We start from the raw sequence: 16416 nt of genomic DNA, 5'->3' as shown, positions 1-16416 counted from the left end.
CTACTGTTTCGCCAGCCAGCGGTGCACCAGCATGACGGCCATCGCACCCTCGCCGACCGCCGAGGCGACCCGCTTCGCCGACTCCGACCGCACGTCACCGGCCACGAACACGCCGGGCACGCTGGTCTCCAAATGCTGCGGGGGACGGGGTAATTCCCAGCCCGCGGGCCGTTCGCCGTCCACCATGAGGTCCGGTCCGGCCAGCACATAGCCGTTGTCGTCGCGCCGGACGACGCCGTCGAGCCAGTCGGTTTCCGGTGCGGCGCCGATGAACAGGAACAACCGTTCCGCATCCACCTTTTCTTCCGTGCCGTTCGCGTTGTCGCGCAGCACGATGCGCTCCAGGTGATCGTCGCCGTCGGCGGAGACCACCTCGGTGCGGGTGTGCACCTTGATATTGGGGATCTGCTCGATCTGCTGGATCAGGTAGTGCGACATGGACGCTTCCAGCGATTCACCGCGCACCAGGATGTGCACGGTCTTGGCCCGCCGGGACAGGAACACCGCGGCCTGGCCCGCCGAGTTCGCGCCGCCCACGATGTAGACGTCCTTGTCGGCGCAGTCGCTGGCCTCGGTCATGGCCGAGCCGTAGTAGACGCCGCGCCCGGTGTATTCGTCCACGCCCGGGGCCGGGTGGTGCCGGTAGTTGACGCCGGTCGCGATTAGCACCGAATGCGCCGCGACGCGGCCGCCGTCGGCGAACTTCACCACGCGGGCGGAACCGCACACCTCGAGCGCCACCACCTCGCGCGCGGTGATCAGCTCGGCCCCGAACTTCACCGCCTGCCGCCGCGCCCGGTCGGCCAGCTGCGCGCCGGAAAGCCCGTCGGGGAAGCCGAGGTAGTTCTCGATGCGCGAGCTCTGCCCGGCCTGCCCGCCGGTGGCGGTGCGTTCCACCAGCACCGTGCGCAGGCCCTCGGACGCGCCGTAGACCGCCGCGCCCAGACCGGCGGGTCCGCCGCCGACCACGATCAGGTCGTAGAAGTCGCTGGAGGCATCGGTATTGAGGCCGACGCCCTCGGCCAGCTGCGCGTCGGTCGGCATGATCAGCACGTCGCCGGTCGGGTTGATGATGACCGGGCACTGGTCCTCGGTGGCATTGGCGGCGGTCAGCAGCCTTGCGCCCTCCGGCTCGTCGACCTGGTACCAGCGATACGGCAACTGGTTGCGCGCCAGGAATTCCCGCACCTCGGAACATCGGGCCGACCAACGGTGGCCGATCACCTTGGTCTCGGTCACCGGCTTGTGCTCGTCCCCGCGCCACGCCTCGAGCAGGGCGTCGACGACCGGATACAGCTTCTCCTCCGGCGGATCCCACGGCTTGAGCAGATAGTGGTCGAGGTCGACCACATTGATGGCCTCGATGGCGGCATTGGTGTCCGCGTAGGCGGTCAGCAGCACGCGGCGCGCGTAGGGGTGCAGGTCCATGGCCTGCTCGAGGAATTCGACGCCGTTCATGCCGGGCATCCGGTAGTCGGCGATCAGGACCGCGACCGGCTGGCCGCGCAGTTTCATCTCACGAAGCGCCTCGAGCGCGTCGGCGCCGGACTCCGCCCGCAGAATCCGATAGTCCGCCCCGTAGCGGCGGCGCAGGTCCCGCACGACCGCGCGCGAGACGCCCGGGTCGTCGTCGACGCTGAGGATGGCCGGCTTCGCGGCAGCTGGTGAAGTCACCTATCGAGTATGGCGAGGCGGCGCAAGTCGGGCATCCAGGGCACCCGGATCAAATCCGATGATGCTGAACGAGATCCAGTTCGGTCGGCGTGAGCAAGCGCTCCAGCCGTTCTTCGAGGGCCCCGTTGGCCTTCTTGCGTCCGGGCGGCGGCTTGGTGCTGTTGCGGTTCGGGGTCATGGGGGACTCCGCATCGGCGCCGGTTTCATCGGCGGGCAGCAGCGGGACCATCTTGGTCCTGCGATGCAGGAGCGAGCGCAGGTTCACGGCCGATCACCTCACGTTTCCCAATCGGAAGCTGGTGGCGGTGTCTGATGCTTCGTCTATCCCACATTGTGCGCCGCTCATTACATTTCGGACATCGACACCCCCGTAATGTGATCTAGTTGATTTTCAACCGGGGAATGAACCAGGCGCTTCGGCTATACGTGCTGGTGGGGTGTGGTGATCCACGCCACGGACGCCGGGTGACCCACGCCACCCGCATTACGATGCCCGTAACCGATCGTTACGTCCCCGGAGGCAGCGTTGCCGAACAAACTCGAAGCCAGCATTGAAATCGCCGCGGCCCCGGAACAGGTCTGGAGTGTCATCTCCGATTTCAAGCGCATTTCCGAATTCAGTCCGCAGACGCTGCGCATGCAGCCGCTGGGCCGATCGGTCCACACCGGCACCTGGACGGTGAATCTCAACAAGGCCAAGGGCTACGTCTACCCGACCACGTCCAAGGTGGTGCGGTTCGAGCCGAATCGCGCGCTCGCCTTCCGCATGAACGAGAACGGGACGGTCTGGAGCTACACCCTGGAGCCGACCGACGGCGGCACCCGGCTGGTGCAGCGGCGCGATGTGCCCAAGGGCAAGCTGCCCGGCTGGCTGCAGTTCACCATCGACAAGGCATTCGGCGGCGAGCAGCCCTTCGAGGGCGCGCTCGTGGACGGCATGCACGAAACCCTGGGCAAGATCAAGCGAACCCTGGAGCGCTGAGCGTAGGTTCGGCCTATGCGACGACTGACAGCGATCTGCGCGGCGACCGCCGGTGTCGCGCTCCTGCTCACCGGATGCGGGAGCTCGGATTCGGGCGACCGCACGGTGACGGTGACCGGCAACGGAAAGGTCCAGGGCACACCGGATGTGCTCAATGCCGACCTGGGCACCGAGGTGAGCGCGGGTGATGTCTCCGCCGCGGTGGATCAGGCCAATGCCAAGGCCAAGGCCATCACCGACGCCATGGTCACGGCCGGGGCCAAGCGCGAGGACATCAGCACCAGCGACCTGTCCGTACAGCCCACCTACGGGCCGGACGGGCGCAATATCAGCGGGTACCGGGCCACCAACTCCATGCATGTGAAGGTGCGGGACCTGCCCAAGGCCTCGGGCGTGCTGTCGGCGGCGGTGCAGGCGGGCGGCAATGACACCCGGATCAGCTCGGTGGCATTCGGGTTGGAGGACAACACCAAACTGCTCTCCGATGCCCGCGCCCGCGCCTTCGACGACGCCAAGTCCCGCGCCCAGCAGTACGCGGACCTGTCGGGGCTGAAGCTGAAGACGGTCAAGACCATCAGCGAAAACGGCGGCGGCACAACGCCGACCCCGGTGCCCATGTACAAGCAGAACGCACCGGGGGCCGCGCCGGACATCAGCCTCGAACCCGGCCAGCAGACGGTCACCTTCACGGTGACCGTCGTCTGGGATATGGGTTAGCTACTTCCAGTTCGGGAGCTGGACCACCTGGGCCGCGTAGGACAGGCCCGCGCCGAAGGCGATGAGCAGGGCGGTGCCGCCGGGTTTGGCGTCGCCCTGCCGCATCATCGCCTCCATGGCCAGGGGGATCGAGGCGGCGGAGGTATTGCCGGTCTCCTCGATGTCATTGGCCAGGGCGCAGCTCTCCGGGAGTTTCAGCACCCGGGCCATGATCTCGATGATGCGGCCGTTGGCCTGGTGCGGGACCATGGCGTCCAGTTCCTCCGGGGTCAGGCCCGCGCGTTCGATGGCGTCGCGGCAGACCTTCTCCAAAGAGTGTGCGGCCCAGCGGAAGACGGCCGTGCCCTCCATGGCGAGGTAGGGGCGGACCGCGTCCAGGCCCCGCTCGTCGATCTCGCGGAAGAAGTCCATCCAGTCCTTGTCCTGGCGGATGGCGTGGTGCTGGGTGCCGTCCGAGCCCCAGACCGTGGGCCCGATGCCGGGTTCGTCGGACGGGCCGATGACCACCGCGCCCGCGCCGTCGGCGAAGAGGAAGGCGGTGCCGCGATCCTTCGGGTTGATCGCGTCGGTCAGCCGTTCCACGCCGATGACCAGGACATGGCGCGAGGTGCCGCCCTTGACCAGGTCCGAGGCCATGGCGACGGCGTGGCAGAAGCCCGCGCAGCCGGCCGAGATGTCGAAGGCGGCAACGTTTTTCAGGCCGAGCTCGGTGGCGATCTGCGGGCCCGCGGCGGGCGTGAGCAGCAGCCAGGTGGACGTGGCGACGATGACGCAGTCGATCAGGTCCGGATCGATCTCGGCGGCCTCGATGGCGTCGCGTGCGGCGGCGGCGCTCATCGCGATGATCGTCTCCTCGGGGGAGGCGAAGCGGCGGGTGCGGATGCCGGAGCGGGTCCGGATCCACTCGTCGCTGGAATCGATGGGTCCGGCGACCTCATCGTTGGTGACGACTCGCTGCGGGCGGTACACGCCGAGCCCGAGCATTGCCGTGTGCTCTACCCCGTTGATCGAGGCAATTCGAGCAGCCATGGTTTTCTCCTATGTACTGCGCGTCGAACGTGACCTTCATCGGGTTCCCCACCCCAGAGCGGACCTTCAGGACACCGCAGACATGAGGCTCCCTCATCTTAATCGGGTCAGCCTCTCATATGTGTGCGGATGCTCACAATCACGGGGTACTGCCAGGTGGATCACCGACTGTTCACATCCGGGCCATACCCGCGCCGACGGGCGTTCGGTCACCGAGAACGCGAGGGTCGAACGCGCTTCCCGTATCGTGTGACGCGGTCAATGACCAGACTTATCCGCGCATGAAAGAGGAGCCTGTGGCCCGCCGACCCACCCCGCCCGGCACTCCGGAACAGACCGGCCTCGGTCACGTCGCCGACCTGGTACGTAAAGCCGTTCCGCCGCTGCACCCCGCGGGTCTGCCGTTCGTCGCCGCGCCGCTCGCGGTGGCCACCCTGGGTTACCGGCGAAAGTGGCTACGCCGCACCGGTTTGCTGGCGGCCGCCGCCTGCGCCACCTTCTTCCGCCACCCGCACCGGGTGCCGCCGAACCGGGCGGGCGTGGTCGTCGCCCCCGCCGACGGTGAGGTCGCGCTCGTCGACACCGCGGTGCCGCCCGCCGAGCTCGGCCTCGGTGACGCGCCGCTGCCGCGGGTGAGCATCTTCCTGTCGGTGCTGGACGTGCACGTGCAGCGGGTGCCGGTGAGCGGGCTCGTCGAGCAGGTCGCGTACCAGAAGGGCCAGTTCCTCTCCGCGGATCTGCCCGAGGCCAGCGATCGCAACGAGCGCAACAGCATGGTCATCGAGACCGCCTCGGGGCAGCGCGTGGTCGTGGTGCAGATCGCCGGGCTGCTGGCGCGCCGCATCGTCTGCGAGGCCAAGGCCGGCGACAAGCTGAACATCGGTGACACCTACGGCCTGATCCGGTTCGGTTCGCGCGTGGACACCTACTTCCCGGCCGGTACCGCACTGCTGGTCACGCCGGGACAGCGGACCATCGGCGCGGAAACGGTGCTGGCCGAACTGGATTCATGATGGAGCAACTCGCGCCCGCGCCCCTGACGCGCCGCCGCAACCGCACCGTCCGCCTGCTGCCGAGCATGGTGACCATCCTGGGTCTGTGCTCGGGACTGTCCGCGGTGAAGTTCGCCATGGAGAACCAGCTGGGCATCGCGCTGGCGCTGGTCGGCGCGGCCGCGGTCTTCGACATGCTGGACGGTCGCATCGCCCGCATGCTGGACGCCACCACCAAGATGGGCGCGGAACTGGATTCGCTGTCCGACGCCATCGCCTTCGGCGTCGCGCCCGCCCTGGTGCTGTACGTGACCTTCCTGCACGCCGACAGCATCGGCTGGATCATCGCGCTGATGTTCGCGGTCTGCATGGTGTTGCGGCTGGCCCGGTTCAACACGCTGATGGACGACGACAACCGGCCGGACTGGCAGCGGGAGTACTTCACCGGTGTGCCCGCGCCCGCGGGCGCGCTCATCGTGCTGCTGCCCATCGCGCTGTCGGAGCAGTTCCACGACGGCTGGTGGGTGAGCTTCCCCGCGGTCGCGGTGTGGACCGTGCTGACCGGTCTGCTGTGCGTGAGCACCCTGCCGACGCTGGCCATGAAGTCGGTGTCGGTGGCCCCGCGCACCGCGCCGATCCTGCTGGTGCTGGTGGCCCTGGCCGCCGCGCTGCTGGTCACCTACCCGCTCATCCTGATGATGGCGCTGGTCGTGCTGTACCTGGGCCACATCCCCTTCGCCGTGCACTCCGCACGCTGGGTGGCCGCGCGCCCGGAGACCTGGCACCACAAGCCGGCCGACCGCCGCGCCCAGCGCCGGGCCCAGCGCCGCCAGCGCCCGCTGGCCGGTCGGGTGCCGCGCGTCTCCACCGCCCGGCTGCGCCTGCGCCGCCCGGGCACCCGCGAGCAGATCCCGGATCGCACCAAGCGCTGAACCCAACGGCTGAGCCGCAATTCGCGAGCGTCAGCCTCGGCGACCGGCTCGCGCGGGCAGAATTGACGGCGTGCCGGAAATGAAGCTGACCGCTCGCCGGAACTCCTCGGGCGGCGACGCCCGCTGGGGGCTGGTGCGATTACACCCCGAAGTCATGATGGTGCTCGGCCTGCAGCCGGGCGACGGGGTCACCCTGACCGGCGGGCGGCGCACCACCGCGGTGGTCGGGCCGTTCAAACCGTCGCACAGCTTCACCACCGGGGTCGCGCTGCTCGACGAGGTGACGCTGGCCAATGCGAAGGTCCCCGAGGACGGCGATGTGGTGATCGCACCCGCCGCCGTCTACGACGCCCGCCGGGTGGAGTTGACCGGATCGAGCCTGGCCATGGCGGCGATCTCGGAATCGACGCTGCGGCAGGCCCTGCTGGGCAAGATCGTGACCGTGGGCGACACCGTCACCCTGCTGCCGCGCGATCTGTTGCCCGGCGACAATCCGGCCGCGGCCCGGCAGGCGCTGAAGAATCTGGGCATCGCGTGGACCTCGGAGGTCCTGAAGGTCACCGCCACCGATCCACAGCCCGGGCCCGTCACCATCCTGCCGAGCACCGCGGTCTCGCTGGGCCGGACCGTGCGGGTCACCGAGACCCCGCACGGCCTGCTCGAGGACAGCAGTCCGCGGCCCGCGGTCACCGCGCCGCCGCCGGAGCGACCGGCCTCGGCGGCGCCCGCGACCGTGGTCGCCGTGGCGGATCTCGCGGGCGTGCAACCGCAGGCCGCCAAGCTGAAGGAATGGATGAAACTGGCGCTGGACGAACCGGAATTGCTGAAGGCGCTCGGCGCCACCTCGCATCTGGGTGTGCTGATCACCGGGCCCGCGGGGGTCGGTAAGGCCACGCTGGCGCGGGCGGTGACGGGTACCCGGCGGCTGGTGGAGCTGGACGGCCCGGCGGTCGGCGCGCTCGAGGGCGGCAGCCGGTTGCGCGAGGTCGCGGACAAGGTGACCGAAATCTGTTCCGGCGCGGGCGGAGTGCTGCTGATCAGCGATATCGACGCGCTGCTTCCGGTCGAGGCCGAACCGGTCGCCACCCTGATCCTGGACCAATTGCGTTGCGCCGTAGCGCGTCCGGCGGTCGCGGTGATCGCGACCACCTCCAACGCGGCGGGCCTCGATGCCCGGCTGCGCGCCCCCGAACTGTTCGACCGGGAGGTGTCGCTGTCGCTGCCCAAGGCGGCCGTGCGGGCGGCGCTGCTGGAGCGATTGCTGCGCAAGGTTCCGACCGAGGGCCTGAAGCTGGAGGAGATCGCGGCGCGGACGCCCGGCTACGTGGTGTCGGACCTGGCGGCGCTGGTGCGGGAGGCGGCGCTGCGGGCGGCGACGCGGGCCAGCCGGGACCATACGGAACCGGTGCTGCTGCAGGAGGATCTGGCCGGGGCGCTGGAGGTGATCCGGCCGCTGTCGCGCTCGGGCTCGGGCTCGGAGGAATTGGCCATCGGCAATCTGAGTCTCGATGATGTCGGCGATATGGCCGAGACCAAGCAGGCGTTGACCGAGACGGTGCTGTGGCCGCTCGAGCATCCGGATTCGTTCCAGCGCCTGGGCATCGAGCCGCCGCGCGGGGTGCTGCTCTACGGTCCGCCGGGTTGCGGCAAGACCTTTCTGGTGCGCGCGCTGGCCGGATCGGGGCGGTTGAGCGTGCACGCGGTGAAGGGCGCGGAGCTGATGGACAAATGGGTGGGCTCCTCGGAGCGGGCGGTGCGCGAGTTGTTCCAGCGCGCACGGGATTCCGCGCCCTCGCTGATCTTCCTGGACGAGGTGGACGCGCTGGCCCCGCGCCGGGGCCAGTCCAGCGACTCGGGTGTCGGCGATCGCGTGGTGGCCGCGCTGCTCACCGAGCTGGACGGGGTGGAGCCGCTGCGCGATGTGGTGGTGGTCGGAGCGACCAACCGGCCGGAATTGATCGATCCGGCGCTGACCCGACCCGGCCGCCTCGACCGCCTGGTCTTCGTGCCGCCGCCGGATGCCGACGCCCGCGCCGAAATCCTGCGCGCCGCCGCCAAATCCGTGCCGCTGGCCCGGGACGTGAGCCTGCGCAGGCTGGCCCGGGAGCTCGACGGGTACTCGGCCGCCGACTGTTCGGCGCTGTTGCGCGAGGCCGCCCTCGCCGCCATGCGCCGCGATGTGGAGGCCGGGGAGGTGACCGCCGAGGATGTGGCGGCGGCCCGCAAGGCGGTGCGGCCGTCGCTGGATCCGGTTCAGGTGGAGTCGCTTCGGCTGTACGCGGCCAAACGGGATGCGTCCGGGCCGTCCGGGGATCCGTCCGGATACGTATAACAGACCGTTTAGTCGTTTTATCTGCGGTTTCGAAGATCGCCGAAAATTCACAAAGTAGGCGAGTCGAACCAACCGGTCCGCCTATCGCCGGTAGCTTTGCGCAGGTGAGGTCGTATCAGGTCGCCGCCGAAACGATCACGGCGCTGGTGACAGCAACGGTTGCCGGGCTGGCGCTGGCGCTGCCCATCGACTTCGGCTGGACCTCACAGACTTCCGCGCTGCAACTGGACCTGCTGGCCTACAGCCTGCCGCGGGCCATCGCGGCGGGCGTGCTGGTGGCCATGATCGCGGCGGTGCTCACCACCACCCTGGGCAGCACCAGGGTGGCGTGGGGGACGACGGTCGGCGGGCTGCTGGTGCTGGGGGCCAATCACACCTTCGGGCATGCCGCCGATCCGCATTCGTCGCTGTCCACCATGAATTTCATCGATTCCCTGGCGGGCGGGCTGGTGCTCGGGGCCCTCGGCGCGGCGGTGCTGCATCACCGGCTGTCCGCCTTCGCGTGGACGCTGGGCGTGCTGATCAGCCTGCTGCTGGGCTCGGTGAATCCGGTGCCGCGGGTGGGCGGCGGCATCGACCAGACCACCGCGGACCACTGGCACGCCTCGGACATGCCGCCGATGTGGATGCTGGCCTTGGCATTGGCGCTGTGCGTATTCGGCTTCCTGACCAATCGCAATCATCCGGTCGCGCAACGACTGTCGATCGAACTGCCGCTGGCCCCGATCCTGGCGGGCGTGGTGCTGGTGCTGGTGACGCTGGCCAGCGCCGAATGGCTGGCCCGGCACGGGGACAGCCTGGCGGGCATCGGCCTGGCCGTGGTGACGGCGGTGGCGACCGCCATCGTGGCGGCCATGCTGCTGCCGGGCCGCGACGGCGAGATCGTGCTGCTGGCGGTGGGACTCAGCGCGGTCGGGGCGGCGACGGTGGCGGCCGAACTGCCCGCCTGGTCGATTCCACTGCTGGTGGCGGTGACCGCGTTCGGCATGTGGGCGGGCAGCCGGTACGGCACGGCGCTGGGCTGCCTGGCGGGGGCGATCGTGCTCGGCCTGTCCACGGCGCTGGCCCCCGATACCGATCAGGCGTGGCTGGTCGTGGGTGGCGCGGGAGTCATCTCCTGGCTCATCGGTTTCGGCCTCACCTCGGCTCGGCCGCGCTATGTGCCGAGCCGGGTGCTGGGCACCATGGTGATCTTCGTGCCGTCGGCGGTGCTGGGCATGCGCGACTATGTGGCGCGCGGCCATTACGCGCTGCAGTCCGGTCAGAACGCGATGGTGTGCACGGTGACCTCGGACGGCGGCAGCGCGACACCGGGATGGACGGCGGTGCTGATCGCGGCGGGCTGCCTGGGCGGCGTGCTGGCGCTGCGGCGGGCCCGCCCGCTGCCCGCCACGACCGAATCCCCGGAACCGGAGATCGACTGAACGGTCAGGCGCGCACGGCGTTCTCGAGCGGCGCGGCGGCGGTCGAGAGCTGCGCGAACCAGGTCCGGTAGAAGGCCGTCACGTACGCCGCGAACAGGCCGATCACGACGATGCCCGCGGGCAACGGATGTTCGGCGAACCCGGCCGACAGGAACCGGTAGGACAGCAGCAGCGCCGCGAAGAGCGCGGACCCGGCGGCGACGAGCTGGATCCGGGCGGCGTCCCAGCCGCGTTCCGGTGCGCGCAGCGCGGATTCGATGGTCAGGCACAGCACCGCGCCCGCGACCAGATCGGCGCCGTAGTGGTAGCCGAAGCCGAGGGTGGCCGCAAGCGTGGCGATCAGCCAGAAGGCGCCGCCCCAGCGCAGCCAGGTGGGCGCGAGCGCATTGGTGAACGGGTCGCGGCGGGAGTGGATGAAGATCGACAGCGCCCACGCGGTGTGCAGCGAGGGCATGCAGTTGCGCGGGGTGTAGTGGTCGAAGGGGATCGAGCCCGGCGAGAGGTCAACCGGCGGCACCACATTCGGCCAGAACTGGCCGAGCGAGAAGGCGTGCCCGTCCGCGCCGTAGGCGAAGATCGGCCCCACGACGGGGAACAGGACGTAGAAGAGCGGTCCGATCAGGCCGAGCACCAGGAAGGTGCGCACCAGGTAGTGCCGGGGCCACTCCCCCGTCTTCACCACATTGCGCAGCTGCCAGACGGTCACGATCATCGCGCCGAGCGGCAGTTCGATGTAGACCCAGTGCAGGACCGACGAGGCCACCGGCGACAGCCAGTCGAGCAGCTGCCCCATCTTCCAGGACGGATCGCCGAGGGCGTGGTCGACCAGCACGATGTGCTCGTCGAGCACCCGGGGCCCGGCCAGCACGGTGATGCCCAGCCAGACGTCGGCGACCTTGCTGGAGAGCACCAGCAGCAGGCCCAGCGCTCCGGCGTGCAGCGCGTTGGTCCGCTCGGCGCCCTGCCACTTCCACAGTGCGAGCGCGAGAATCGCGACGAGCACGATGACCGGGCCGTTGCCCATGGCCAGCGGTCCGCCGTTCAGCGTCCGAATCGCCTGGTACACAACGTCGATGGCGAGCGCCGCGCCGACCGCGATGCCGCGCCGCCGCCAGGACAGGCCGATGAGGGCGAGCCCGAGTCCGGCCCACGGCACGGTGAAGGATTTGGCATTGCCCGCGAAGTCGTCCCAGATGCTCTCGATGGGGCCGACGAAGTGATGCATCGAGGCGACGATCTGCAGGGCGATCAGCGCCGCCGCCCCGGCGCTCAGCGCGATGGTGAGGCGGGCCCTCGGCGACGGCATCCGGATCCCGGATCGGCGCGCACTGTCGCCGGATCGGGAGCGCGGGTCGTCGAGCAGCATCCAGCCATAGTAAACGCCGTGTGAACGCGAGCCCCATGGTCGGTTGAACGCCACCGGCTACCCCGGATGAACAGCCCCCGGTCAGTGCGGTATAGCCCCTGGCCACGGCGTACACCGTCCGCAGTGCGCCGTAATCGAAATCACACCGGTGGAAGACGGACTTTATTGCTGGAGTTCGTGCACCAGCGAATCGACGACGGCGACCAGATCGCCCTGGGCGGCCGCGGCCACCCGGCGCTGGCGTTGATACGACGCGCCCCGCTTGGGGATGTCGGCCACGAGCGCGAGCTCGTTCTCGCAGCCGAGGCTCTTGGCGGTCGGCTCGAGCCGGTTGAGCAGGTCCATGAGGTCGTCGGTGACGAGTCGCTCATTGCTGTCGGCGTCGGTGATGATGATGGCGTCGAGCCCGTATCGCGCTGCGCGCCACTTGTTCTCCTGCACATGCCAGGGCGGCAGGATGTCGGGCAGGGTCTCCCCGGATTCCACCCGGCGGTCGAGATCCACGATGAGGCAGTGGATCAGCGCCACGATGGCGGCCAGTTCGGCCTTGGTCGGGGTGCCGTCGCAGATGCGGACCTCGATGGTGCCCCACTTGGGCGCGGGCCGGATGTCCCAGTGCATGCCGCCGAGTTGTTCGAACACACCGGTTTTCATCTGGTCGTGCGCGAATCGCTCGAACTGGCTCCAGTTTTCGAACTGGAAGGGCAGTCCGGCGGTGGGCAGCTGCTGGAACATGAGCGCCCGGTTGCTGGCGTAGCCGGTGTCCACGCCCGCCCACATGGGCGAGGAGGCGGACAGCGCCAGCAGGTGCGGATAGGACGGCAGCAGCGCGTTGAGGATCGGGAACACCTTGTCCGGGTGCGAGATTCCGACGTGCACGTGCACGCCCCAGATCAGCATCTGGCGGCCCCACCACTGGGTGCGCTCGATCAGCTCGTCGTAATGCGCACTGCGCGTGAGCTGTTGGGCGGACCACTGCGCGAACGGATGCGTCCCGGCGCAGAACAGGTCGACGCCCATCGGGTCGGCGATGCGGCGCACGGTGTCCTGGGTGGCGCGCAGCTCGTCGACCACCTCGCTCACGGTGTCGTGCTTGCCGGAGACGAGTTCGACGGTGTTCTTCAGCAGTTCCTTGGTGATCTGCGGGGTGCCGTCCCAGGCGCGCAGATCACCGCAGGCCTCGAAAACGGCTGCGGCCGTGTTGGACAGGTCGCGGGTGTGCTTGTCCACCAGCGCGACTTCCCATTCCACGCCGAGCGTGGGCCGGGGCGATGAGTTGAAGGGGACCTTCGAAATGCCTGCCCCGGCCATGGCTCACCTCAATGGGTTTCAGGACACGACGCCGCAGGCGATTCGAGCGCCCGCGTCGCCGGTCGAGAGGGTTTCCTGATCCGGTGCGGGTGCGTACCGGGAGGGGATGTTGCCGAAGTTGTCGGCGCCGTTGTGGATGATCAGGGCCTTGCCCTTGAGCTCGTCCAGGGTGACCGCGTCGGTGGTGGTGACCAGCTTGGCGGTGCCGTCCTTGAGCACCTCGAGCGAGGTCAGGTCGCCGCTGGAGGGGTGCGCGTTGGCCTCGCCGACCTGCAGATGGCCGCCGGCGGAGAGGAAGTCGCCGGGCGCGCCGCCGGCGGGCGGGGTGGAGTTGGCCTCGCACTTGCCGACCGAGTGGAAGTGCAGGCCGTGGAAGCCGGGCTTGAGGCCGTGGGCTTCGACGGTGATCTCGAGGTGGTTGCCCGCCTTGGCGATGGTGGCGGTGCCGACGCCGGCGCCGCTCGCATCCTTCAGCGTCACGCTGGCGGCGTCCTTCGGGGTGGCCTCGCCGCCCTCGGCCTTGGTGGCGCCGCCCGGCGCGGGCGCGGAGGTGAAGACCGACGGGTTCGTCCCCTTCACGTCACTCGATTCCTGGCTGTTGGAGCAGGCGGTGAGGCCGAGGGCCGCGACCGCGAGCACCGGAGCAACAGTCCACCAGGACGGGCGACGAGTTGAGGACGAGGCCATCGGGGAACTCCTTTACGAGTCCGAGTTTATCGGGAAAGCAGGGTGGACATAGTTCGTACCGGACAAGATGATGCCAGAGGCGGGTGCGCACCCCATGCCGGGGCCATCCGGTTGTCGCAGCGGCGATTCAGCCGCCGGTGATGCCGGTTCAGCCGCCGGTGACGATGACGATGACGCCGGAGGGCGAATCCGAGATCCCCGGGAAGCGCGGTTCGGCCGAGCAGCCCAGTTCCGCGGCGATGGCCTGGGCCAGCGCCTGTTCCTTGGGCGAACTGCCGTAGTACACGGTGGTTTTCGGAATGACACCGTTCGGGTAGTTGCCCACCTCGGTCACATTGAAACCGTCGGCGCTGAGCTGGTCCCCGGTCTTCTTGGCCAGGCCCGCGACGGTGCCGTTGTTGTAAACCCGTACGGGCAGGCTCTTGTCGACGCCGGGGGCGGCCGTGGTGGTGGGCGCGACCGTGGTGGTCGTGGGGGCCGCGGTGGTGGTGGGCAGGGCCGCGGTGGTGGTCGGCACCACGGGCGCGGTCGTGGCCTGGGTCGAATTCTGCTGTGCGGCAGTGGTTGTGGACGACGCGCCGCTGGAGGTCGCGCTCGCGTCGGAGGAATCCGAACTCGACAGCGACATCGCGCCGATGCCCGCGAACACGATGGCCAGCGCGATCAGGACCATCGCCAGGGCGCGCAGCGGCGGACCGCCGGACGGCGAATTCGGGTTGCTCACGGCGTCGAGCCTACTGGCTATACCTGGAAACCGAGACGACGTGCGGCCCTGGTCTTCTGGCGGCTGGCGCGCAGCCGGCGCAGGCGCTTGACCAGCATGGGATCCGCGGCCAGGGCCTCGGGCTTGTCGACGACGGTGTTGAGGACCTGGTAGTAGCGGGTGGCCGAGAGATCGAACAGCTCCCGGATGGCCTCTTCCTTGGCCCCGGCGTACTTCCACCACTTGCGCTCGAAGTCGAGAATGTCGAGTTCGCGGCGGGAAAGTCCGTGTGCGCCATCCTCGTCGGCGATGTGCTCCGGGGCACCGTGGGCGTCCGCGGGGATTCCGTCCTCGCTTGCGGAGATGTCTCGTGCCGCTGCGCTGTCCATACTGCTCCCTCGCCGAGTGGTCACCAGACGAATTTGTGCGTCGCCGATCATTCAACCACGCATGAGGACCTTCCCGATGCGTACCGCTCGGCGTGTTTCTGTGATGAAGCCCGGCGTGTCGCCAGCGGATCCATCCGTCCGGTTTGCGCGGATAGTCTGGCCGAGGACTCCGACAGCAGGTACCGCGAGCACCCCGGCAACCACCCAGTAGGCTGCTCAGCATGGCTATTCTCCCGATTCGCATTGTCGGTGATCCGGTTCTGCACCGCGCGACCACTCCGGTCACGCAGTCTCCGGAAGAGCTGGCCGAGCTGATCGCGGATATGTACGAGACCATGGACGCCGCCCACGGTGTGGGCCTGGCGGGCAACCAGGTGATCATCAAGAGCGAGGACGAGCTCGCGCCGCGCATCTTCGTCTACGACTGCCCCGACGAGGTCGAGGGCGGCAAGATGGTCCGCCGCCGCGGCTGCGTGGTCAATCCGGTGCTGGTGACCTCCGAGATCCCGGAGACCATGCCCGATCCCGACGACGACGAAGAGGGCTGCCTCTCGGTGCCCGGCGAGCAGTTCCCCACCGGCCGCGCCGACTGGGCCAAGGTGACCGGCACCGACGAGAAGGGCGAGCCGGTCGAGATCGAGGGCCGCGGCTTCTTCGCGCGCATGCTGCAGCACGAGACCGGCCACCTCGACGGCTACCTCTACGTGGATGTGCTGGTGGGCCGCAATGCCCGCGCCGCCAAGAAGGCCATCAAGCGAAACGGCTGGGGCAAGCCGGGTTTGAGCTGGGTCCCGGGCACCGTGCCGGACCCGTTCGGGCACGACGACGTCGACGAAGACGACGACTGACCCTCCATGACCGATTCCGAGCCCGGCCCCGGCGGCGCCGGAGCGCTCCCGCCGATCGGCAAGCGGGTGGTGGTGCGCTACCGCCTGCCCGCCGGCTACCCGCAACCGCTCACGGATGTGATCGGCGAACTCACCGCGACCGACCCCCTGACCGTGCGCACCGCCGACGGCCAGGTGGTCTCCATCGCGTGGGATCGGGTGGTGGCGTGGAAGGCGGTCGGGCCCAGGCCCATTCGGACCAGTGAGATCCGCGCCCTGGAGGCGGCCGCCGCCGACGGCTGGCCGGGCCTGATGCGGTCCTGGGTCGACGGCTGGCTGCTGCGCGCCGGGGACGGCTATACCAATCGCGCGAATTCCGCGGTGCCGCTGGGCGGTTCGGACGGACCGGCGCTGATGGACGACGAAACACTGCGCCGGATCGGTGAGTGGTACACCGCGCACGGGCTGCCGCTGGTGCTGCAGCTGCCGGATCGGCTGGCCACCGCGCCCGCGGGCTGGCGCAGCTGGAACGAAACCCGGGTGCTGGCCGCCGATATCGCGAACATCATGCTGCCGCAGGGGCCGCCGATGGTGCGGTTCACCTCGGATCCGGACGGCGCGTGGCTTTCCATGCACCGGCACCGCGGCGGCGACACCGATGTCGGGTCCACCCCGGTGGTGGACGTGCTCACCGCGGTGCGCGACGGCGAAGTCGTCTTCGCCACACTGGGATTGCCGACCCCGCTGGCCATCGGCCGGGCCGCGCTCACCACCGCGCCCGACGGCCGCCGCTGGGTGGGCCTGACCTGTATCGCGGTGGCGGCCGGGCATCGCCGCCACGGGCTGGGCTCGCTGGTGTGCGCGGAGCTGATCCGCTGGGGGCAGGCACGCGGGGCCACGCACGCGTACGTGCAGGTGTCGGATGACAATGACGCCGCGCTGGCGTTGTATGAGGAGATGGGTTTCGTGGAACACCACGGTTACCGGTACGCCGCGCCCTGACCTTCGCTTTGCTTGCTTTCGAACCAAGCTATCGGCCTTCGATAGACCC

General features: G+C 69.3%; 16 protein-coding genes. 8 read left to right on the top strand and 8 right to left on the bottom strand.

Going from position 1 to position 16416, the window contains the following annotated elements:
• Window positions 1–1674, bottom strand: coding sequence for an FAD-dependent oxidoreductase (locus tag ACAM49_RS17105; RefSeq protein WP_369636502.1), 1674 nt, complete (start codon window positions 1672–1674; stop codon window positions 1–3).
• Between the two features lie 49 nt (window positions 1675–1723).
• On the bottom strand, window positions 1724–1939 hold the full coding sequence (locus tag ACAM49_RS17100) for a hypothetical protein (RefSeq protein WP_369636501.1): 216 nt from the start codon (window positions 1937–1939) through the stop codon (window positions 1724–1726).
• A gap of 261 nt (window positions 1940–2200) precedes the next feature.
• On the opposite strand from ACAM49_RS17100, the gene ACAM49_RS17095 reads away from it, so the two are divergent.
• Complete coding sequence (locus ACAM49_RS17095) at window positions 2201–2656, top strand: SRPBCC family protein (RefSeq protein WP_369636500.1); 456 nt, start codon at window positions 2201–2203, stop codon at window positions 2654–2656.
• Window positions 2657–2671: 15 nt separating this feature from the next.
• A complete protein-coding gene (locus tag ACAM49_RS17090) occupies window positions 2672–3373 on the top strand; it encodes an SIMPL domain-containing protein (protein WP_369636499.1) in 702 nt (233 codons plus the stop codon).
• Here ACAM49_RS17090 and ACAM49_RS17085 read toward each other — a convergent pair whose 3' ends face one another.
• A complete protein-coding gene (locus tag ACAM49_RS17085) occupies window positions 3374–4402 on the bottom strand; it encodes a beta-ketoacyl-ACP synthase III (RefSeq protein WP_369636498.1) in 1029 nt (342 codons plus the stop codon).
• A gap of 296 nt (window positions 4403–4698) precedes the next feature.
• On the opposite strand from ACAM49_RS17085, the gene ACAM49_RS17080 reads away from it, so the two are divergent.
• From ACAM49_RS17080 to ACAM49_RS17065, 4 genes are all read left to right on the top strand, one after another.
• Window positions 4699–5415, top strand: a complete 717-nt coding sequence (locus tag ACAM49_RS17080; protein ID WP_369636515.1) for a phosphatidylserine decarboxylase — start codon at window positions 4699–4701, stop codon at window positions 5413–5415.
• The gene (gene pssA / locus ACAM49_RS17075) at window positions 5415–6326 is read left to right on the top strand and encodes a CDP-diacylglycerol--serine O-phosphatidyltransferase (RefSeq protein WP_369636497.1); all 912 of its coding nucleotides are present in this window, start codon (window positions 5415–5417) and stop codon (window positions 6324–6326) included. Before ACAM49_RS17080 ends, pssA begins: the two co-directional genes overlap by 1 nt.
• Before the next feature lie 79 nt (window positions 6327–6405).
• Window positions 6406–8658 (top strand): AAA family ATPase, encoded by a 2253-nt coding sequence (locus tag ACAM49_RS17070; RefSeq protein ID WP_369636514.1) that lies wholly within the window; start codon window positions 6406–6408, stop codon window positions 8656–8658.
• Between the two features lie 104 nt (window positions 8659–8762).
• The gene (locus ACAM49_RS17065; protein WP_369636496.1) at window positions 8763–10082 is read left to right on the top strand and encodes a hypothetical protein; all 1320 of its coding nucleotides are present in this window, start codon (window positions 8763–8765) and stop codon (window positions 10080–10082) included.
• Window positions 10083–10086: 4 nt separating this feature from the next.
• On the opposite strand, the gene ACAM49_RS17060 is transcribed toward ACAM49_RS17065, so the two are convergent.
• The 5 genes from ACAM49_RS17060 to ACAM49_RS17040 all read right to left on the bottom strand — a co-directional run bounded on the left by ACAM49_RS17060 (window position 10087) and on the right by ACAM49_RS17040 (window position 14538).
• Window positions 10087–11388 (bottom strand): DUF5933 domain-containing protein, encoded by a 1302-nt coding sequence (locus tag ACAM49_RS17060; RefSeq protein WP_369636513.1) that lies wholly within the window; start codon window positions 11386–11388, stop codon window positions 10087–10089.
• Between the two features lie 222 nt (window positions 11389–11610).
• Window positions 11611–12759, bottom strand: a complete 1149-nt coding sequence (locus ACAM49_RS17055; protein WP_369636495.1) for a glutamate--cysteine ligase — start codon at window positions 12757–12759, stop codon at window positions 11611–11613.
• 18 nt (window positions 12760–12777) lie between these two features.
• Window positions 12778–13446: a superoxide dismutase family protein gene (locus ACAM49_RS17050; RefSeq protein ID WP_369636494.1), complete on the bottom strand. Its 669-nt coding sequence runs from the start codon at window positions 13444–13446 to the stop codon at window positions 12778–12780.
• Window positions 13447–13594: 148 nt separating this feature from the next.
• Entirely contained in the window at window positions 13595–14170 is a 576-nt protein-coding gene (locus ACAM49_RS17045; RefSeq protein ID WP_369636493.1) for a LytR C-terminal domain-containing protein, read from the bottom strand.
• Between the two features lie 17 nt (window positions 14171–14187).
• The gene (locus ACAM49_RS17040) at window positions 14188–14538 is read right to left on the bottom strand and encodes a DUF3263 domain-containing protein (RefSeq protein WP_369636492.1); all 351 of its coding nucleotides are present in this window, start codon (window positions 14536–14538) and stop codon (window positions 14188–14190) included.
• 221 nt (window positions 14539–14759) lie between these two features.
• Here ACAM49_RS17040 and ACAM49_RS17035 point away from each other — a divergent pair, with 221 nt between their 5' ends.
• Both ACAM49_RS17035 and ACAM49_RS17030 read left to right on the top strand, forming a co-directional pair.
• The gene (locus tag ACAM49_RS17035; protein ID WP_369636491.1) at window positions 14760–15386 is read left to right on the top strand and encodes a peptide deformylase; all 627 of its coding nucleotides are present in this window, start codon (window positions 14760–14762) and stop codon (window positions 15384–15386) included.
• Between the two features lie 6 nt (window positions 15387–15392).
• The gene (locus ACAM49_RS17030; protein ID WP_369636490.1) at window positions 15393–16367 is read left to right on the top strand and encodes an N-acetyltransferase family protein; all 975 of its coding nucleotides are present in this window, start codon (window positions 15393–15395) and stop codon (window positions 16365–16367) included.
• Window positions 16368–16416: the final 49 nt, after the last annotated feature.

The organism is Nocardia sp. JMUB6875 (genome assembly GCF_041154655.1).
Classification (GTDB): Bacteria; Actinomycetota; Actinomycetes; order Mycobacteriales; family Mycobacteriaceae; genus Nocardia.
This window is presented reverse-complemented; position numbering and strand designations above follow the sequence as displayed.